This is a genomic window from Parabacteroides sp. AF18-52 (assembly GCF_003479145.1).
GTDB lineage: Bacteria > Bacteroidota > Bacteroidia > Bacteroidales > Tannerellaceae > Parabacteroides > Parabacteroides faecis.
Window position 1 is genome coordinate 165,121 of record NZ_QUGR01000004.1, and the last position, 20,283, is coordinate 185,403.

General features: G+C 45.8%; 11 protein-coding genes. 10 read left to right on the forward strand and 1 reads right to left on the reverse strand.

Annotation, left to right across the window (positions count from 1 at the left end; all coding sequences use genetic code 11):
• The first annotated feature begins 4 nt into the window (after positions 1-4).
• The gene (locus DWX23_RS09340) at positions 5-1,864 is read left to right on the forward strand and encodes an FAD-dependent oxidoreductase (RefSeq protein WP_122374277.1); all 1,860 of its coding nucleotides are present in this window, start codon (positions 5-7) and stop codon (positions 1,862-1,864) included.
• Between the two features lie 197 nt (positions 1,865-2,061).
• Complete coding sequence (locus tag DWX23_RS09345; RefSeq protein ID WP_122374278.1) at positions 2,062-3,717, forward strand: glycoside hydrolase family protein; 1,656 nt, start codon at positions 2,062-2,064, stop codon at positions 3,715-3,717.
• A 651-nt stretch (positions 3,718-4,368) separates the two neighbouring features.
• On the opposite strand, the gene DWX23_RS09350 is transcribed toward DWX23_RS09345, so the two are convergent.
• Complete coding sequence (locus DWX23_RS09350; protein ID WP_199673258.1) at positions 4,369-4,929, reverse strand: RNA polymerase sigma factor; 561 nt, start codon at positions 4,927-4,929, stop codon at positions 4,369-4,371.
• 660 nt (positions 4,930-5,589) lie between these two features.
• Between DWX23_RS09350 and DWX23_RS09355 the strand changes: the two genes are divergently transcribed.
• From DWX23_RS09355 to DWX23_RS09390, 8 genes are all read left to right on the forward strand, one after another.
• On the forward strand, positions 5,590-6,474 hold the full coding sequence (locus tag DWX23_RS09355; protein ID WP_122374279.1) for a FecR family protein: 885 nt from the start codon (positions 5,590-5,592) through the stop codon (positions 6,472-6,474).
• Between the two features lie 212 nt (positions 6,475-6,686).
• Positions 6,687-10,055, forward strand: a complete 3,369-nt coding sequence (locus DWX23_RS09360) for a TonB-dependent receptor (protein ID WP_233587559.1) — start codon at positions 6,687-6,689, stop codon at positions 10,053-10,055.
• A 22-nt stretch (positions 10,056-10,077) separates the two neighbouring features.
• The gene (locus DWX23_RS09365; protein ID WP_122374281.1) at positions 10,078-11,937 is read left to right on the forward strand and encodes a RagB/SusD family nutrient uptake outer membrane protein; all 1,860 of its coding nucleotides are present in this window, start codon (positions 10,078-10,080) and stop codon (positions 11,935-11,937) included.
• Between the two features lie 30 nt (positions 11,938-11,967).
• Positions 11,968-12,456, forward strand: a complete 489-nt coding sequence (locus tag DWX23_RS09370; protein WP_122374282.1) for a hypothetical protein — start codon at positions 11,968-11,970, stop codon at positions 12,454-12,456.
• A gap of 94 nt (positions 12,457-12,550) precedes the next feature.
• Positions 12,551-14,059 carry an endo-alpha-N-acetylgalactosaminidase family protein gene (locus DWX23_RS09375; RefSeq protein WP_122374416.1) on the forward strand — a complete coding sequence of 503 codons (1,509 nt, stop codon included), beginning with the start codon at positions 12,551-12,553 and terminating at the stop codon, positions 14,057-14,059.
• Between the two features lie 20 nt (positions 14,060-14,079).
• The gene (locus DWX23_RS09380; RefSeq protein WP_122374283.1) at positions 14,080-17,124 is read left to right on the forward strand and encodes a glycoside hydrolase domain-containing protein; all 3,045 of its coding nucleotides are present in this window, start codon (positions 14,080-14,082) and stop codon (positions 17,122-17,124) included.
• A gap of 50 nt (positions 17,125-17,174) precedes the next feature.
• A complete protein-coding gene (locus tag DWX23_RS09385) occupies positions 17,175-18,902 on the forward strand; it encodes an endo-alpha-N-acetylgalactosaminidase family protein (protein WP_122374284.1) in 1,728 nt (575 codons plus the stop codon).
• Between the two features lie 27 nt (positions 18,903-18,929).
• On the forward strand, positions 18,930-20,279 hold the full coding sequence (locus DWX23_RS09390) for an endo-alpha-N-acetylgalactosaminidase family protein (RefSeq protein WP_158607064.1): 1,350 nt from the start codon (positions 18,930-18,932) through the stop codon (positions 20,277-20,279).
• The last annotated feature ends 4 nt before the right edge of the window (positions 20,280-20,283 follow it).

Sequence of the window (20,283 nt, forward strand, 5' to 3'; positions counted from 1 at the left end):
TATCATGAAAACAGTACTGACATTCTTTTTATTATTGAGTTTTGGAACGATACGTGCCGCCGATCTGTTCGTCGAAGCCGAGAGCTTCACTCATAAAGGCGGTTGGGTTGTCGACCAGCAGTTCATGGACCTGATGGGGTCGCCTTACCTGCTGGCACATGGCATGGGTGAACCGGTGGAGGATGCTTATACGGAAGTGACTTTCCCCGAAACAGGAACCTATTATGCTTATGTCCGGACGTATAACTGGACTTCTCCCTGGAAAGACGGGGAAGGCCCCGGCAAGTTCAGCCTGTCTGTCGGAAACAAAAAGTTGATTTCTCCCCTGGGAGCCGAAGGTTCAGCCTGGATGTGGCAGGTTGCCGGGAAAATATCCGTCAAGGATCGGAAGACTGTCCTGAAGCTGCAGGACCTGACCGGTTTCGACGGCCGTTGCGATGCAATCTATTTTACGACGGAAGAGGGGAAAGTGCCGCCTTCAGATGTAAAAGAGCTGGAAGCTTTCCGGCGCGAGGCATTGGGTTTGCCTGATACGCCTGCCCTCGCAGGACAGTATGACCTGGTTGTCATAGGGGCCGGGATTGCAGGGATGAGTGCGGCGGTATCCGCTGCCCGGCTCGGATGCAAGGTCGCGTTGATCAACGACCGTCCCGTTGTCGGAGGTAACAACAGTTCGGAGATACGTGTACATCTGGGTGGCCGTATCGAGGCAGGTCCTTGCAAAGAACTGGGAAACCTGCAGAAAGAATTTGGACCGACCCGCGGAGGAAATGCACAACCGGCGGATTATTATGAAGACCGGAAGAAGCTGGACTGGCTGGCAAACGAAAAGAATATAACTCTTTTCCTCAATTATCGTGCTATCGGTGTCGCGAAGGATGGCAATAATATTACTTCGGTCGTGGCCAAACATATTGAAAGCGGCGAAGAACTCGAATTTAAGGCTCCTTTATTCTCGGATTGTACAGGTGACGGAACGATCGGTTACCTGGCAGGTGCCGATTATCGTATGGGTCGTGAGAGCCGGGAAGAATTCGGTGAAAATACCGCACCGGAGAAGCCGGATAAAATGACAATGGGTGCATCGGTCCAATGGTATTCGGTCGATAATAAAAAGCCTTCTGCATTTTCTCACTTCAACTACGGTGTGGAATTTAACGAAGAGAATTGCGAAAAGGTGATGATGGGAGAATGGACCTGGGAGACAGGAATGAATTATGACCAGATAAAAGATTTCGAACGCATACGTGATTACGGATTATTGGTCGTATATTCCAACTGGAACTACCTGAAGAACCGTATGAAGGATAACTCCCAATACCGTAACCGTAAGTTGGGTTGGGTCGCCTATGTGTCCGGCAAACGTGAGTCCCGCCGTCTGATGGGAGATTATATATTGAAGGAAGACGACCTCCGTAAATACGTGATGCATGAAGACGGGACAGCCGCTACGACCTGGAGTATCGATTTACACTATCCCGATCCCGCTAACACGAAGAACTTCCCGGGGCAGGAATTCAAATCGATTGCCAAACACATCAATATTTATCCGTATCCGATTCCTTACCGCTGCCTGTATTCCCGGAATATCGACAATCTGTTTATGGCAGGCCGTAATATAAGCGTGACTCATGTTGCTTTGGGAACTGTCCGTGTTATGCGTACAACGGGAATGATGGGGGAAGTGGTCGGAATGGCTACCTCTATCTGCAAGAAATATGGTGTCAAGCCCAGAAACGTCTATCAATCCCATTTGGATGAGTTGAAGAAACTGATGGAAGACGGTACCGGAAAGAAAGGTTTGCCTAATAACCAAACGTATAATGAAGGAGGAACATTGAAGGAGAAACCGGTTGTCAAATAGTATTTCTTAGCTATATATTCCCAGCCACCTGATATAGTTCTGTCAGGTGGCTGGCTTAGTTATGCTGCTCACCTGTCTCAGGTGTACCGGGAGAAGGAACTACGCAAACCTTTGCGTAGTTTTTTTTCATATAACCGGCTGTATACAATATATAAAAGTTATACATTTGAGGTATTAAAAGCTTAATAATTAATACTATGAAACTCTATTCTTTATTATTGTGTACATCTGCCGCTCTCTGTATCGGAACGCAAAGTCTGACTGCACAGATAACCGAAAGGCCGCGTCCTGCCGAATGGGATAACCTGGTGGAAGGTGCCCGGTTCATAGACCGCTTTCTTCCCATGCCTGCCGGAAAACTGAGTGCCGATGTCTGGGGAGCCAAGGAGGTGGTTCCGCGTTATGTGGATAACGGGATTGAAGACAATGTCCGTTCCTATTGGGGTGGTAATATCCTGAAAGAGAAGGATAACAAATACCATCTGTATGTCTGCGGATGGCCGGAGAACTCGCCGAAAGGGCATATGTTCTGGCCTAACTCGACAGTCTATCATGCTGTATGCGACAATTCGACAGGCCCTTTCATCATCAAAGATACGATCGGACCGGGACATAATCCGGAAGCCTTCCGCCTGAAAGACGGGCGTGTGGTCGTCTATGTCATCGACGGTTATTATCTGGCGGATGACCTGAACGGTCCGTGGACCCGTAAGAAGTTTGATTTCGACAACCGCGACCGCCGGATCATAGAGGGCCTTTCAAACCTGACATTCGCCCGGCGTGAGGATGGCTCTTACCTGATGGTCTGCCGGGGAGGGGGCGTATGGATCAGCCAAACCGGACTTTCCCCTTACAACCAGATTACGGATAAACGGGTATACCCTCCGGTAAAGGGTGAGTTTGAAGATCCTGTCGTGTGGCGCGACCATATCCAGTATCACCTGATCGTAAACGATTGGCTGGGCCGTATCGCCTTTTATCTTCGTTCAAAAGACGGTGTGAACTGGGTAACCGATCCGGGGGAAGCTTATCTACCGGGCATATCCGTACATGAAGACGGTAAGGTGGAAAATTGGTTCAAGTACGAGCGTATCAAGATATTGCAGGATAAATACGGCCGTGCCATTCAGGCTAATTTCGCTGTGATCGATACCTTGAAAAATGAAGACCTGCCAAATGACAATCATAGTTCCAAGAATATAAGTATCCCGTTGAATCCGGGTCTGTTGCTGACCGTTCTCGATGCTGCTCCCGTTACGGATAAAACAAAAACGATCCGTGTAAAGATCACTGCCGAGGAAGGTTTTAACCCGCAGACGGATATCGACCTGGCTTCTTTGCGTTTCGGCGCATCTACCGAGGTCAATCATGGCAGAGGTTGCCGGGTGCAGAGCACGAAGAATGACGGGAAAGACCTGATCGTCACATTCGATGCAAAGGGTAACGGCATAACGGCCGAAGAGTTCGCCCCTAAATTATTGGGAAAAACGACTTCCGGCAAATTACTTTACGGATATGCCCGTTTGCCCTGGATCAGCTATAACGACCCGATCCTTTCTGCCCGTCTGCCGGTATTTGCTTCTGACAGTCAGGATATACATGTAGTGGTGGAGAATTTTGGTCAGGTAGCTTCCGGACCTGCCGTTCTGAAACTGGAACAGCTTCAGGATGGAAACAGGAAGGAGATCGGACAAACTAAATTGACTTCTCTGTCCCCTTATGGCAAAACAAATGTGAGACTAACCCCTAAAATAAAGTTTGAGAAAGGAAAAGCATACGATTTTGTCCTGACTATCCGTACGTCGGACGATGTCGTATCCACTTTCACTTTTCAGACTACCCCGGTTGAATGAGTTTATTTTGAATATAGCCATAGGTTATTCTGTTTACTGAAAATTGATCTTGGCAAAATGATTTCGTATTTCCTATTTCTGTATTAATATGTCAGATATATTGCTGAATGGGTTACGGGTGATCTTCTGGAAGAATGCTTTTAGAAATTTTTCGGTTACAATAATTAACAAATATTCCCCGGAATCGTTTTCTAAAACAAATTTTGGAAAAATAGTCAGTTCGTTTAAAACGAATTTTTTTTCATTTTAAATGAGTAGGTGATTCGTTTAAGACGAAAAAAGTGTTAAAAGTAGTTGCGCGAAGGATAGACTGATGCTTTTTTTAGCTTGAATAGTATGTTTTCTAGCAGTATTTATCTCTGGAGTGTCTGTGAAAAAGTTAGAAAATAGAGTGTTATAAGTAATGGAAATATCTGATTTGTAAAATAAATGGATATAATATAGGGGTAAATGTTATCTATCTGTTCTGTTATTTTGTCATAAAGCATCCTGTTTGATAAACCTAAACCCTCGGAGAATACAGTAAAATTCATCAGTTCCATCCCTTGCTGGTATAATCGCTCCAGACATAGGTTGAAATAGCATTTTGACACATTTGACATTTTGCCTGTCGGAATGAATGAGAGTTGTATGTATATTATATTTCATGAGTCAATACCTTTTCTTCAGATAAGCATGTATTTTCTTATAGCCGGTAGCAATATGGGCTTCCACCGTTTTTTGTGATATTTCCAGCAAAGTGGCGATTTCTTTCTGTTTAAGTTTATCGGAAAGAAACAATCTGAATACTTCCCTGCACTTTTCCGGTAAAGAGTTGATCGCTTTTTGTATCAGTTCCCGTTGTTCCTCATCCAGTAGTCTGGATTCAGGATTATTGTTGTCCGGTATCACTTCGATATGGTACAGATCCAACGGAGCTTTTTCCGGCTCGTTCGTCCGGCGGATATAATGTAATGCCTGATGTTTTACGGAGGTATACAGGTAGCTTTCAATATTTTCTATTTTATCCAGCGTCTCTCTTTTCTTCCATATAATAAAGAATACGTCGGATACCGCTTCTTCAGCTTGTTCCTTGGATGACAGGTAATAAAAAGCTTGATGGAACAACTGCTGATAGTACATGTCAAAAAGCAGACGAAAGGCTTTTTCGTCTCCCTTGGTGATTTTATCAATCAAGGATGATTTCGTGTATCCGCTCATTTTGAATTTCATACGTACTGCGTTCAGTGGTTTATCTCGATACTAAGGAAAAAGCAGTTTTTACAGGAGTAAATATACGGCTTTTCTTTTACGTGCAGTTTGTTCTCTGTGTTTTTAATAAAATAAATGGCAGAGTAATGTTCCTGTAAATCAAATGGATATATAGGATGAATCAATGATGGACGTTTGCTTTTCATAAGGTAGACCTATTTGCTTATCCGAAAATTCCCTGTCCGGATTGAACATAAAGAAAGCGTGGGAACTGCTGAATGTACCTAAATACGAGGTTCTAGACTACCTTAGTAACCGATACAAACAACATACCCACGCTCTTTATTTGATATATAGGTACACCCATGGGTATACGTACGTATATAACAAGATAAAGAACATGAGCGTTTGTTGTCTACTACCCGGTTACTATGAAATTGTCTAGATTTCGTATTTAGGATAATATCATTAACGCTTATGTTTTTAACATGTGAATGTGCCGCAACGCTTTGCTTTTTAAGCACGAAACAAATATATATAAAAAAGCCGAAAGGTGTATATCCGTATATATAATTTTCTGCCCCTTTCATTAAAATGTTAAAAATGAAATTCTTTATTAGGGTTTTTTCCGGAAGCTGTCATCTATATAAGTGAACAGGATAATTATCATAATAAAAAAAGATGTCGGATATAAAAAATAGAAGAGACGAAGAGATTATAGGACGCATTCGGTTTAAACCGGTTAAAACAGAACCGGATGTTGTCTACGATAGACTATGGCAGCGGGTAATGAATTCGGATACGATCATAATGGGTGTTTCTTCCGTCTGGAAATATGCATCGATCGCTGCTTCGGTTGCCTTGCTGGTCGTTTCTTCTTTCTTATATAAGATGTATACGGAACCGAGGCCGTTGGCTTATCTGGAGGTTACTTCCATGATAGGTTCAAAGACACAGGTTTTGTTGCCGGATAGTACCGTTGTCTGGCTGAATGGAAATTCACATATCCGGTATCCTGAAGTGTTTGATAGTAAAACAAGGCAGATTGAGTTGACGGGTGAAGCGTTCTTTGATGTAACCGAGAATAAAGAGAAACCTTTTATTGTAAACCTGGAGGGCATGCATGTGAGAGTTCTGGGAACAGAATTCAATATCTGGGCAGATCCGGATTCGGATTTGATCGAAACGACGCTGGTTAAAGGCTCGGTTGCATTATATACTGATACAAACAGTACCCCGACACCCGATGAGATTTTGATTCCGGGTGAACAGGCCCTGTTCGATAAGCAGAGTGGAAGTATCGAAGTACGTCCGGTAAGGACCTCTTCCTATACTTCGTGGATGACAGGTGACTTCTTTTTCGAAAAAATCACATTCGGAGAAATCCTCAGTGTACTGGAACGTTCTTTTAGTGTGAAGTTTCATTTGAAAAACGAATCAATGAAAGATGTATTCCTGACGGCACAATTTACGCATAAGGAGTCGCTGGAGGAAATATTGTCTATCCTTCAAATCTCGATGAGATATAAATTTGAGATAAAGGATAGGGATGTGTATATCAGATAAACGATTGTTGAACCTTAAAAATTAATTGAAGACCATGAACAGTACGTAAAACAGTTAAAAAAATTGGGAATGCTACCAACATCCCCAATTTATGCTCTAAGCGCAGATCATTTAAGTAAAAGGCAACTACCAATTGCCATAAATAATCAACTAGATTTTGCAAATGTATGAATAAACATTTAATTAGAGTGTTTCATGGGGCAAAAAGCTCTATGAATGAGGGAAATATTTCTCATAAGACACGCAATCAAGTTTTAAAAGTAACGAAATTAGCCTTATTGTTCCTCTTTGTTTGTTTATGGGAAGCCACAGCCGCATTATCCTATTCCCAGGTAACAAAATTGAACCTTGAAATGAATGGAACGATCCTTCAGGTGTTAAATTCCATAGAGAGCCAGTCAGAGTTTACCTTCGTGTATAAACTGAATGAGGTGAACCTGGATGAGAAAGTCTCCGTCGATCTGAAGAACAAATCCATAGATGAAGTATTGGAAGTATTGCTCCGTAACAAATCGTTGGGATACAAAATAACGGACAGACATATCGTTTTATTTAAGAAAGAAGAAGTAAAGCAACAGTCACAACCTAATACGATTGTTACCGGAACGATTCTCGACGACTTCGGCGAGCCAGTTATCGGTGCCAATGTCCTGGTAAAAGATCAGGCAGGTATAGGTACAACGACCGATATGAACGGAAAATTCTCCCTGGATCTGAGAGATCTAAAGTCTCCGGTTTTGGTCGTCTCTTTTATCGGTTACACAACACAGGAAGTGGTTGTAGGTAATAAAACAACATTGAATATCACACTAAAGGAAGACTCGAAAGCACTGGAAGAAGTCGTTGTGATCGGTTACGGTACCAACTCAAAACGTAATCTTACTTCAGCGGTTTCGACTGTGAATGCTGAGAAAATGAAAAACGTACCGGTAGCTAACGTAACAGATGCGTTGGCGGGGCGTGCTACAGGTTTGATCGTTACTTCAGCCGGTGGTGGTTTGAATAAACAATCCACGGTTTCTATTCGTGGTGGCGGAACGCCTATTGTTGTTATCGATGGATTTGTTTCAGAGTATAATGACTTTGTTAATTTAAACTCAGACGATATCGAATCAATGTCTATTTTGAAAGATGCCGCTGCTGCTGCCGTATACGGACAACGTGCCGGAAATGGCGTATTGGTGGTGAAGACGAAGAATGGTTTGAAAGGTCTTCGTGTAGATTATAGTTTTAACCAGAGTTGGAGTGAACCGACTTATTTGGAAAAGAAACTGGATTCATACGAACGGGCATCATTCGATAATACTGTACGTAATCTGTATGGTTTGGAACCTCGCTGGACAGATGAGGAAATCGAAAAATACCGTACGGGATCTGATCCGTATAATTATCCGAATACGGACTGGCAAAAGATCATGCTGCGTAATTTAACTCCGGAAACTAAGCATTCGCTGGCAGTACGTGGTGGTTCGGAATTTAATAAGTATTATGTTTCTTTTCAGGCATACGACCAGAAGTCGATGTACAAAGCCGATACGGAATGGTTTAAAAGATACAATGTCAGAATGAATGAAGTATCGGAGTTTAAGGATCTGGGATTGAAACTGACGTTTGGTTTGGATGGTTATATTTCGACTATGCAAACTCCACGTTCCCAATATTCAACCGGCTACTGGCAAACCTGGGGACACATCCAGAATCAGGGACCTATGGGATTAGCATATAATAAAGACGGACAGATCTATGTAGGGTACGACAATCCCGTTGCTGAAGTCTCTTCTGAATCCGGTTATTTTAAGTTTGATAACAAGATGATTACCGGTCTTTTTAATGCCGAATGGAATGTATACGGTGTGGAAGGATTGAAGGTAAAAGTGGGAGGTAATTACCGTTTTGGAATGTATGATACCAAAGAATGGAACAAGACTGCTCCCCAATATGATTTAGAGGGAAATAAAGGGCCGGATTTTCCTGTTAGCTTGCAATATACAACTTCCAACAATCGTATGTGGACAATGCAGTACTTTGTAGATTACAATCGTTCCTTTTTGGACGAAACGCATAACGTGTCAGCCACATTGGGATATGAGCAAAGTTACGCTTTTGGACGAGGTTTCGATGCCAAACGTAAAAATTATGTTTTTATGATCGACCAGATGGGGGCCGGACCTTCTGATACAATGGAAAACGGTGGTAATGAATGGGAAAGAGGAAGTGCCGGCTTGGTGGCCAGGGCTTCTTATAATTATAAGAAAAAATATTATATAGAAGGTTCTTTACGCCATGATGGCAGTGACTTGTTTCCGAAAGATCGCCGCTGGGGTAATTTCTTTTCCGGATCTGCAGCCTGGGCTGTATCGGAAGAGAATTTTTTCAGGCCGTTGAAAGAACGTAATATATTGAATTTCCTGAAACTTCGTGCCAGTTATGGCCAGGTCGGGATGGCAGATGTAAGCCGGTTTAGCTATTTGACATCTTATGGTTTGACAGAACGCGGTTATGTATTGGATGGTAAAATTGTTCCGACTTTCAGTGAGGGAGATTTGATCAGTGACGATATAACCTGGTATACGATTAACTCTACTGATATTGGTTTCGACTTTAATACATTGGGAGAACGTCTGTCTGGTAGCTTTGACTATTTTTATATGAAAACGACAGGTTTTCTGACATCACCTTCTAATGTCGGCTATGCAGATCCGTTGGGATTATCTCTTCCGAAAGTGAAGTCTAATGGCGAACACCGCCGTGCCGGTTATGAATTTAATCTTTCCTGGAAAGACCATGCGGGTGATTTCAATTATGAGGTAGGTGCTAACTTTACTTATTTCGATCAGTTGGTAGCCGTTGCCTGGGACGAAGACCTGGCAAATCAGAAGAATCCCTATCTGAGAGCTGTTCAGCAGACCGGATATTATGGTACGGGTTATACGAACCAGGGATATTACCAGAACTCTGATCAGACATTGAATTTACCCCGTCGCGACGGTTCTTCCAATCTGGTTGCCGGTGATATCATTTATAAAGATATGAATGGTGACGGATTCATTGACGGTGCCGACCAGTGGCGTATCGGGAAAAACAGTTTTCCGCGCGGCAACTATGGTATATATGCCAATCTTTCCTGGAAGGGATTTTCTGCCAATATCTTATTCCAGGGAGCAACTTCACGTGACATGTATATTGAAGATGTGGTACGCGGACAATCAACCGGTGGTTATACTATGGTGTATCCTTATCAGCTGGATTATTGGATGCCGGATAATACGAATGCTAAATTTCCGAGAATAGCGATGAACTCGAGTGTGAATGGAAATAATAACTATGTTACCTCCGACTTCTGGTTGGTCAACGGACGTTATATCCGTTTGAAATCGCTTCAGTTGGGTTATGATTTTCGTTCAGTATTGTTGAAGAACATCAAATGGCTTTATAAATGTCAGGTAGTGTTGAGTGGTCAGAATTTATTTACGATTTCACCTGCTACGAAATATGGCTTTGACCCGGAAAATGGTAGTACAAACAACTATGATTATCCGATGCAACGTGTATATGCCATTAGTTTGAACCTTGGATTTTAATCATTAAATAAAGAATAGACTTATGAAACTAAAGAATATAGTATCATTGGCATCCTTATCGCTTTTACTGGGAGTTGCTTCTTGTAATGTGTTGGATACTCAACCCTTTGAAACGTATGATGAAGCAACCGTATGGGGATCTAAATCGACAGCCGATGCTTTTGTTACGGGAACGATAAGTAATGTGATGTATGGTTATGTGAACGGAAACCAGACAACTTGGGAAGAACGTACAGGTAATGCTGTTCATTCCAACGGAGGAATAGGTTTCGTTCGTGAACAGATGGACCGGTACAGTGGTGATGGAGGATTAGGGGACTTCGGGAATATTCGCCGTTGCAATCTGATTATCGAGAAAGCGACTGAATATACAGGGCAAGGTCTTTCGGATGCAGATTCTAAAGATCTGATAGCGAAAGGCAAGTTATTACGTGCATTGCTCTATTACCGTCAGGCTCGTACGATGGGACGTTTTGTATGGGTCGATCGCGTATTGGCTCCGGCTGATACGGCTAGTAATGGAATGATGATGCCTACTACAAAAACAACAACGGAAAGTTATACTTATATCTTGAACGATCTGGATGCTGCTATTCCTGATTTACCTACTTCTGTAAAAGCAGGGGAATTGTCTCGTAATATGGCTTATGCCTTTAAGTCGGAAATAGCGTTGCAGGCTGCCGCTTACGAAGCGGACGCTGCAAAAAAGAAGGAATGGCTGAAAGCCTCCATTGCTGCAGCTGATGCTGTGGAAGGTGCTTCTTTAGGAACCAGTTACGGAAATATCTTCAATGAAAAAGATCCTTATTCCAGTGAGATTATTTTTGCTATCTACCGGGATAAAGCTAATACGAATACGGATGCCATAGCACCGTTACAGAATGTGATGCCTAATACCAATAATGACAACCTTGTAAAGAATGGCTGTGGTCCGTTGTTCCAGACAAATGGCGGACAACCCTTTATCGGTTGGTTATGGTGGGCTCCTACACAAAATTTGGTGGATGGCTATGATGTTATCGATGAAGCGACCGGACAGGGGGTGGTTTGGAACGAATCGACCCAGTTCAAAAATAATGTGACGCTTGTTCAGGGTTCAGCTCCTGATTGGGCGATCGATCAGGAAAAGGCAGAAGTATTGTTTTATGGAAATACGAAAGGTGATAAGCTTATCAACGAGCTTATGTATAGCAACCGTGATGCCCGTTTCTATGATACTTTCGTGTACGATGGGACGACCTGGTGGAATGAAGATATCCATTTGACTGTGAATGGTAACTTGTGGCGTAAGGTGAACGGTGGTTTAGGGCCTCATATGGGATTGACCAATTATTACTGGCGTAAAGGCGTGTATAATGTGGAACCTCGTGTTCTGGCCGGAACCCCGACTAATTACCATTATGTGGTAACTCGTTATGGTCGCGTCCTGCTGAACAAAGCCGAGGCCATCTTGTGGCTGGCAGGAATGGGAGAGGGCAACTATGCCGATGCTGTAGCTATCTGCAACCAGACCCGTACCGTTCATGGTAAATTACCGGCTAAACAGGTGAATAGCCTGGAAGAGGCCTGGAAGTTCTACAAACAGGAACGCCGTTGTGAGTTGACGATGGAAAACGATTATTACTGGACCCTGCTACGTTGGGGTAAACACGGAGGATATGCCAATAACGGTGTGGCACCGGGTGGTAAGATTGCCGGATTTACAGAAATACCGACTTATGTTGAAATTAAGAATGACCGTAAATCATTCTATGTTGGTAAGGTGACTCATGGTGACAATGATATCCGCGAGTTCCGTGAAGACCGTCGTTATCTCCTTCCTATCCCACAAGGACAGATCGACCGTAACGCTAATTTAGGTCCTCAGAATCCGGGTTGGTAATAGATGATTAATCATTAATACAAATGAAGTATGAAAAAGAATATGATAAAACTGATGAAGAGTAGTCTGTTGTTAATGTTTGTCCTGGTATGTTCTTCCTGTCTGAAAGGCAACCTGGATGATCTGCCTGCTTTTGAAGAGGCCAATATCACGGATGTGAAGTTCGACTTTCGTTATAAAGATCCGACAGATGAATGGATCAACGGAGAACCGATCGTGAAAGTAGTCACTCTGACTGTATCCGATAAGGTTATCAACGCCGAAACCGGTACGATCACCTGTACGGTCACGGTACCTCCAGCCGACGGTCCTTTTACGGAAGCGATCCGTAATACGGTTACCCTGACTAACCTGGTCGGAAAGTTCAACCTTTCCACTGCGGCAGTTATTGCTCCGCAGGACGGTGCCCCGACATTAGGTACACCCGGTGATTTTTCTGCCACACGCAGGTATCTGGTGACAGCTGCCAACGGTACGAAAAAAGATTGGACAATCCAGGTTACTGCATTGAATAAGTAACTATATTTATACCCTTAGATCTGAAATCCTGAGGCTGTCCGCTACCTGTATGGGGACGGACAGCCTTTTCTCTATCAACTAATGTAGAATGAATATGAAGAAGAAAACTCATTTCGGATTATTGTGTTTAGCCTTTTTGTTGGCCACGCATTCTTTATTCTCCCAGGGCACTTCCCCGGAATCGTGGCGGAATATCTCCGGAGAGAAATATGACTGGACGAAAACGATGTGTCCCGAACAGCCTTATATGCATGCCTATCATCAGATGCAGCTGATGAAGATCATGTTGTCTTATCCGGATGAGAAAGGCAATCCGGTTATTTGTTATACCTTTGAACAGGTCCTGTCCCTGGTAAAACAGATGGATGCTGTCACACGGGGACTCCCGAAGACGCTCTACCTGGTAGGATGGCAATATAACGGGCACGACGATAAATATCCGGCCTGGTTTGAAGTGAATAACGCACTGAAAAGGGAATGCGATGCTACCGGGCGGGAATCTTTGCTCTGGCTGGCTAAAGAGGCAAGGAAATATAGTACCTGTATCAGTGTCCATGTGAATATGACGGACGCTTATGATGACAGTCCGCTTTGGGATGAATACCTCTCCAAGGGTTTTATCTCCCGGAATACCGACGGGACACCGATGCAGATCGGCGTATGGAACAACCGTAAAGCCTACCAGATCTGTTATAAAAACGAGTGGGAGAGCGGCTATGCTGTCAGGCGGATCGATGCCTTACTGGAATTACTGCCTTGTATCGGGGAGGCCGGTTCGATCATGATCGATGCTTTCTTCGTGCGGGACAACCCGTATAAAAAGATCTCGTGGGAAGAGGAAGAGAGCTATCAGCGAAGAATATTCCGTTATTTCAGGGGAAAAGGTATCGACGTCACTCACGAAAGTTTTAACCGCTTGCGGGAAGGCAAAGACCTGTTCATCGGGCTGACTCCCTGGTATCTGTGGTTTGAAGCGACCGAAGCAGACTATATGAAATATCCCGCTTATCTGACAACCGGCGGTGCATCTTATCTCTTTGCCAAACAATTCCCGGACCTGACGAAAGAACAGCTCCAGCTGGGTTTCCTTTTCGGTATGAGCGGACGTGGCGAAGATTGCTTCGGTAATCTGGAAAACGGTTCTTTACCTGACGTCAACTGGATAGATAAATACCGTTACCAGTTTTATACGGGAACGTTACCTTACGTCTATCTGAACCGTTACAAACCGGAAAAACTGACAGGGAAAGGCGAGAATCGTGTCGTTTATTATAACGATGACCTGACCGCTTCGCTTAAGGATTCGACTATCATTCATCACAAACGTTTGTTGAGGGATAAGGACGATCTTTTTATACCGGTTCTCTGGCGTGACGGTCGTGAGTATATGGCCTATTCCGTAAAAGGCTACTCCGGTAAATCCTGGCAGTTGCCACCCGACTGGTCGGACGTACACAGCGTGGATATTTATAAGATAACGTCTTCCGGTATCTTTTATAAAACCAGCGAGGTCTGCACTGACGGATCTGTCCGCCTGTCGCTCGAACCGGATGAGGCTGTCTCTGTGTTTCCTTCTACCGGATGTCATAAATCAGGTTTTTAGCCTATTAAAATTCTAATAACATGAAACATATATTACTGTCTATCTTATTTGCCTGTCTCGGATTTTCCTGTGGTGGAAATACCGTTCAGGCTCCATACTCTTATGCCGTAGCAGAGACTCCGTGGGACGAGGCTCTGGGTAATCACCGTGCAGTATTGACCGTTGCCGCCCCGGCCGATGCCGTCAGACTTTCTTTCGACTGGCGGCGTCCGGATAAAGAGGTGGAGGATCGCTGTTTTCTGATAATCGATGCGGAGACAGGGGATACGATCCCCAATATCCAAAGGCTGAAAGTGGATAATGAACAATGTGAACTCTTGTTCGGTCCCGTCAGCAGGAAGGGAATTTATATCTTCTATTATCTGCCTTACCGCGTACAGGAAGGCTGGGGGAACTATCACCGGGGATACTATCCGAAGGAAGAAGCACCTGACCGGCAATGGCTGTCTGCTACATCGTCCGTCTCTTCTGCCGGACAGTTTCCGGAAGCTACGATCACCCGCGTGGAATCGCGTACGCAGTTCGATAGTTTCTTCCCGATGGAAGTAACGGCCTCGGCAGGCGAGAAAGAGCAATACAGGCAAGCCAATCCCGGCCGTTTCCTGGTCTTTCCGGAGGATCGTTCTTACCCTGTGCGGATGAAAACGGACGTACCTTACAAATGGCTACAAGGTCAGGACCGTTCTTTGTTTAAAGGAGCTGCCATGCCTAACGAATATTATGCGTTCCAGTTGGGTATATGGGCGGGAAACCAGGAACTGAAAAGCATTACTTATGAAACATCCGGCCTAAAAAGCGGAAACAATGTGATCCCGGCGAAAGCTATTACCTGTTTTAATATAAACGGAGTGAATCCGTTGGGAAAACCTTTTACCAAAAAGGTGAGCGTAGCACCCGATGCGGTCCAGCCGTTGTGGTTCGGGGTGGATCTGAAAGCAGACCAACCCGGCGGTACTTATAAAGGCGTTATTGTTGTTTCAGACGAAACAGGATATGCTGTCCCTGTGGATATCGAATTGAAAGTGTCCGGTAAAATGCTGGCAGACCGCGGAGATAACGAACTCTGGCGTCATAGCCGCCTGCGCTGGCTTAATTCTACCCGAGGAATCAGTGACAAACCGACAGAGGGATATACCGATATGTCTCTGTCCGACAATCGTATTTCCTGTCTGGGGCGTACGGTATCGCTCGATATGCAGACCGCCCTGCCGGCCTCTGTCGACTCTTGGGGGCATGAACTGCTGGCTTCTCCCGTACGCTTTATCATCCGTACTTCTTCGGGAGAAAAGAAACTGAACGGAACTGTTGACTTGACCGGGCAATCCGAAGGAAAAATGTCGGGTAGCTGGAAAGCTGAAGACGATGATCTGACACTGACCTGCAACGGTACGATGGAGTTTGACGGCTGGATCAACTACGTTTATTCCGTCATTCCCAAAAAGGATTTACAGATCGAAGATATCCGGCTGGAGATACCGATGAAAAGCGAAGCAGCCCCTTATTTTATGGGATTGGGCCTACCCGGACAGGAGACCCCTGCTAACTATTCCGGAGGCTGGGAGACACAGGGAAAGACGGTACATGATTACGCCGTATCTATCCCTACCTCCAAAAGTACTTCCTGGTTATGGCCTTTCGACAGTTTCTGGTGTGGTTCCGAAAAAGCCGGTATTCATTGCGAATTACGCGGAGCGAGTTATACCGGCCCTTTGCTGAACCTCTATCGTCCTGCTTATCCCGAAAGCTGGTATAACAACGGCAAGGGTGGTTTCCGCATCAACCGTAGCGGAAACCGGACAACGGCTACTGCATACAGCGGCGAGCGTACCCTCAAAGCCGGCGAGAACCTGACGTTCGATTTTGCCTTATTGATCACCCCGGTAAAGAAAGTGAATAGCCATAGCCAGTTTACCGACCGTTATTACCATAACGGCGGAGCACCTACCCCGGGACAGGAGAACCTCGACGCCGGTATTAAGATCATCAACGTACACCATGCCAACGCGCTGAACCCGTTCATCAACTATCCGTTCATTACGGCCGACAAGATAAAAGACTTTGTGGATGAATGGCACGGCAAAGGTTGTAAGGTGAAACTTTATTATACGATTCGTGAACTGACGAATGTAGTCCCTGAGATATGGGCCTTACGCAGTCTGGGAGACGAGATACTGCAAGGTGGTAACGGTGGCGGTTTCCCCTGGTGCCGGGAGCATTATGTAACCGATTATACTCCTCAATGGTATCAGCATCTGGAAGATCAGCAGCTGGGCGTGGCAGCCGATGCTTCCGTCCTGACAGCAACGGGCGATTCCCGCTGGTATAATTATTATGTGGAAGGACTAGCCTGGCTGGTGGAGCATACCGGTATCGACGGGCTGTACCTGGATGATGTCGCTTTCGGTCGCGATATGCTGAAACGGATGCGTCATGCGATGGAAGAAGTGAAGCCGGGTTGTATCATCGACCTGCATTCAAATACTGGTTTCTCACGCGGACCGGCTACCCAGTATGCGGAATATTTCCCTTATGTGGATAAGGTTTGGTTCGGCGAAAGCTTTATGTATGACGAGATGTCTCCGGCAAACTGGCTGGTGGAAGTCTCCGGTATCCCGTTCGGTCTGATGGGGGATATGTTGCATGGCGGCGGTAATAAATGGCTGGGCATGCAGTACGGCATGACCGTTCGTCAACCCTGGCTGACGGAAGGGGTATCCTGCGATCCTCAATATATCTGGAGGTTATGGGATGACTTCGGGATCATGGATGCACAGATGATCGGTTTCTGGGAAAAGAATCCAGCTGTAACCACTTCGGATAAAGAGGTGAAAGTAACGGCGTACGTGAATAAAGGCAAAACGCTTCTCTCGATCGGTAACTATTCCGGAGCAAAGAAGCAGGTTAAACTGAATATCGACTGGAAGCAATTAGGTCTGAATCCGTCGTCTGTCCGTATGCAGGCTCCGGCTGTTACCGACTTTCAGGAAGCACAGGAGTTTACGCCAGCCGATCTGATCCCGGTCGATCCGAAACACGGATGGCTGATCATTGTATCTGAAATTTAGACTCACCTTTTTCTCTTTTATCATATTACTCTGTGTAAACAAATTATTTTATGAAAACACTTTTCTATATTCTAACAACCCTGTTCTGTCTGTCCTGTAGTATGCAGAACAAACTGGAGGAGATTACTATCCGGCTGGATAAGGAAACCCTGAACCCTGTCCGTAATCCGGGTGAACGGGGAACTCTTCATGTTACCGGTCGTTATTCCAATGGAAAGACCACCGATCTTCCTTTGTCCGATATTGCTTTGTCCGTACGTACGGTCAGTGCCAGCGGAAATGTCGAGGTTATCGCTTTATCCGGCGATCAGTTGATCCCGAAGGACGGCGGACTGGCAGAAGTGACTGCCGTCTACCAGAAAGACGGTGCGACTTACCAGGCGAAGAAGAGAGTCGTTGTCGCTCCGTATTACCGCGACTATCACCAGACACTGGTATTGAAACTCTTTATGGGGTATGACGGCGAATTGAACGAACCCGATCCGAACAACGTGATTTTCCAGCATGAAGACCCGTCCCGCCTTTGTACATTCGGCCACGCGCTCGATGTCGTGAAACGAGTGGATAATCTGACACGCGGTATTCCCAAGATCATCTACCTGGTCGGTTGGCAACGGGGTGGTCACGACCATCTCTATCCTGACTGGAGTATCGTCAACCCCAAGCTGAAACGGGAAGAAGATGCCACCGCCCTTGAAAGCCTCCGCTGGCTGATCCGTGAAGCGCGTGCCTATAACACAACGATCAGCCTGCACATCAATATGGTCGATGCTTTTGAGGAAAGCCCCCTGTGGGATACCTACATCAAGAACGATATTATCGCCCGCGATGCCAACGGCAATCTGAAATCTATCTGGGAATACGTCAAAGGCCATAAAGCTTATCATCTGAGCTATACGAAAGAGTGGGAGAAAGGCTTTGCCAAACCCCGTATCGACCATCTGATCGACATGATTCCCGAACTGAAAGACGGCCATACCATCCATATCGACGCCTTTATGGCGTACTGGCAACCGGAGAACCGTCCGCTTAGCCCCTGGCATGCCAAGCCCGAAAACGGAGGCATCGACATCTACAAAGAGGTGGAAACACAACGGAAGATATTCAAATACTGGCGGGAAAAGGGCTTCGACGTGACGGGAGAGGGCATTTTCTGGGCTCATCCTGCCGGCGAAGGCTTTGTCGGTCTTCAACCGATGTCGTGGTGGTTCCCGGACGATAAGAACTTCCAGATGGAGATTCCCGAACGTCTGTCGGCAAGGGGGCGTACCCACCGGGAAGGGCAGGGCGATTTCCGTTTCGGTTCCAGCATGCAGGGAGAGGAGATTTTCCAGAAAGATCTGGCCAATCTACCCGGCTTCCTGTCCCAGTTCTGTACCATGACATTGCCCTGGTATTACCTGAGCCGCCTGGAGCGGGTTGCCTTTGTCGATGAGGCCCTGTATTACAGTGAGGGAGTCGTTGCCCGTGTGGAAGACGGAAAGAACATCATCCGTAAAGGCGATTTCATCCTGCGTGAGAACGACAACCTGTTCGTTCCGGCACTTTGGAACGACAACGAGATCATCGCCTATTCCGGCGACGGATACGAAAGCCATAGCTGGCTGATGCCGGAAGGGTGGGAGAAGGTCGGTGCCGTAGATGTTTATTCCATCTCCATGAACGAACCGGCACGGAAACTATCGGCAATACCTGTGGACAACGGACTTCTCAAGCTGGCGTTAGGGAAAGGAGAGGCTGTTTCGATCGTTCCGGCAGGACAGTCGCTTACCAGATAAACTGATTAAAATAATATGAAAATAAACATGAAAAGATTGTTAGTACTTTTTATTTGTCTGTATGCCTGTACCTCTTTGGTACGGGCACAGTTCAACCATGATTACTCGCAGACATGGGTGACGAAAATGGCGTTGGCTTCACTCGACGAGCGCGGCGATTGTATAGTGCGCCTCACTTTTGAGCAAGCACTGGAAATGATCCGCCAGTCGGATAACCTTTCGCTGGGTGTGCCGAAGATCGTTTATCTGGTTGGCTGGCAATATAACGGGCATGACGATAAATATCCTGCCTTCTTTGAAGTGAACGAGCATCTGAAAAGGGAAGCCGATACCTCCGCCCGTGAGAGCCTGCGCTGGCTGATGCGTGAAGCACGGAAATATAATACGGTCGTAAGCTTGCATATCAATATGACCGATGCCTACGACGACAGCCCTTTATGGCCTGAATACGTAGCAAACGACCTGATCTCGAAGAATGCCGACGGCAGCCTGAAAGTGATCGGCGTATATAACGGTCGCAATGCCTACCAGATCAACTACCGCAACGAGTGGGAGTCCGGCTATACCCAGATGCGTATCGACCGCCTGCTGGCTTTGCTGCCCGAATTGGAGGATAGTGGTACGATCCATGCCGATGCCTGGATTGCACGTCCGAGCGAAGGACATAACGAAACGGTCATCGTAGAGGCTGAATATCAGAAGAAAGCCGCTGCATACTGGCAGGCCAAGGGGCTGGACATCACCAGCGAATGGATGATGGATTACATGGTCGGCTGCGTTCCTTACGCCTGGCATTTTAATGCAGCTACCCAGGACGATTACCTGCGTATCCCCGCCAATGTCTATACCGGCACGGGCCTTAACCCGGATATCCGCAGCAACGACCATGACCTGGGATTTCTTTTCGGCACTTCCAGTTATGGCGAGCCCATCTGGAAGATAGCAGAGAATTATTCCTGGCAACCTCTTCTCTCCGAAGACTTCATGTTGAAATGTCCGCAATATTTTTATCTGAACAGTCTGAAGCGCCTTTCTGTGGAAGGAGAGGGGAAAAACCGTATCTCCCTGTTCAGCGACCAGGTCAGCGTTTCGCTTTCCGACAGCACAGTCCGGCAAAAAGACCGTATCCTGCGTAATAAAAACACCCTCTGCATCCCGGCCGTATGGCGTGACGACGAAGGTGTGATCGTCTACAGCCGGGACACGAATGGCAAGACCTCTTTCGATATCCCTTATTTATGGGGCAACCCCAAATCGGCGACCGTCTATAAGGTGACGGCCGAAGGTTTGCAGGAACCCCGGAAGATCCATATAGCTAATGCAAAAATGGTCATCGATATAACTCAAGGGATACCTTATTATGTAATGCCGGAGTAAACGT

Bases quoted from the DNA above. Each gene is read 5' to 3' on its own strand.
- DWX23_RS09355 (WP_122374279.1), top strand. From the start codon at position 5,590: ATGTCGGATATAAAAAATAGAAGAGACGAAGAGATTATAGGACGCATT.
- DWX23_RS09365 (WP_122374281.1), top strand. From the start codon at position 10,078: ATGAAACTAAAGAATATAGTATCATTGGCATCCTTATCGCTTTTACTG.
- DWX23_RS09385 (WP_122374284.1), top strand. From the start codon at position 17,175: ATGAAAACACTTTTCTATATTCTAACAACCCTGTTCTGTCTGTCCTGT.
- DWX23_RS09390 (WP_158607064.1), top strand. From the start codon at position 18,930: ATGAAAAGATTGTTAGTACTTTTTATTTGTCTGTATGCCTGTACCTCT.
- DWX23_RS09375 (WP_122374416.1), top strand. From the start codon at position 12,551: ATGAAGAAGAAAACTCATTTCGGATTATTGTGTTTAGCCTTTTTGTTG.
- DWX23_RS09360 (WP_233587559.1), top strand. From the start codon at position 6,687: ATGAATGAGGGAAATATTTCTCATAAGACACGCAATCAAGTTTTAAAA.
- DWX23_RS09340 (WP_122374277.1), top strand. From the start codon at position 5: ATGAAAACAGTACTGACATTCTTTTTATTATTGAGTTTTGGAACGATA.
- DWX23_RS09345 (WP_122374278.1), top strand. From the start codon at position 2,062: ATGAAACTCTATTCTTTATTATTGTGTACATCTGCCGCTCTCTGTATC.
- DWX23_RS09370 (WP_122374282.1), top strand. From the start codon at position 11,968: ATGAAAAAGAATATGATAAAACTGATGAAGAGTAGTCTGTTGTTAATG.
- DWX23_RS09380 (WP_122374283.1), top strand. From the start codon at position 14,080: ATGAAACATATATTACTGTCTATCTTATTTGCCTGTCTCGGATTTTCC.
- DWX23_RS09350 (WP_199673258.1), bottom strand. From the start codon at position 4,929: ATGAAATTCAAAATGAGCGGATACACGAAATCATCCTTGATTGATAAA.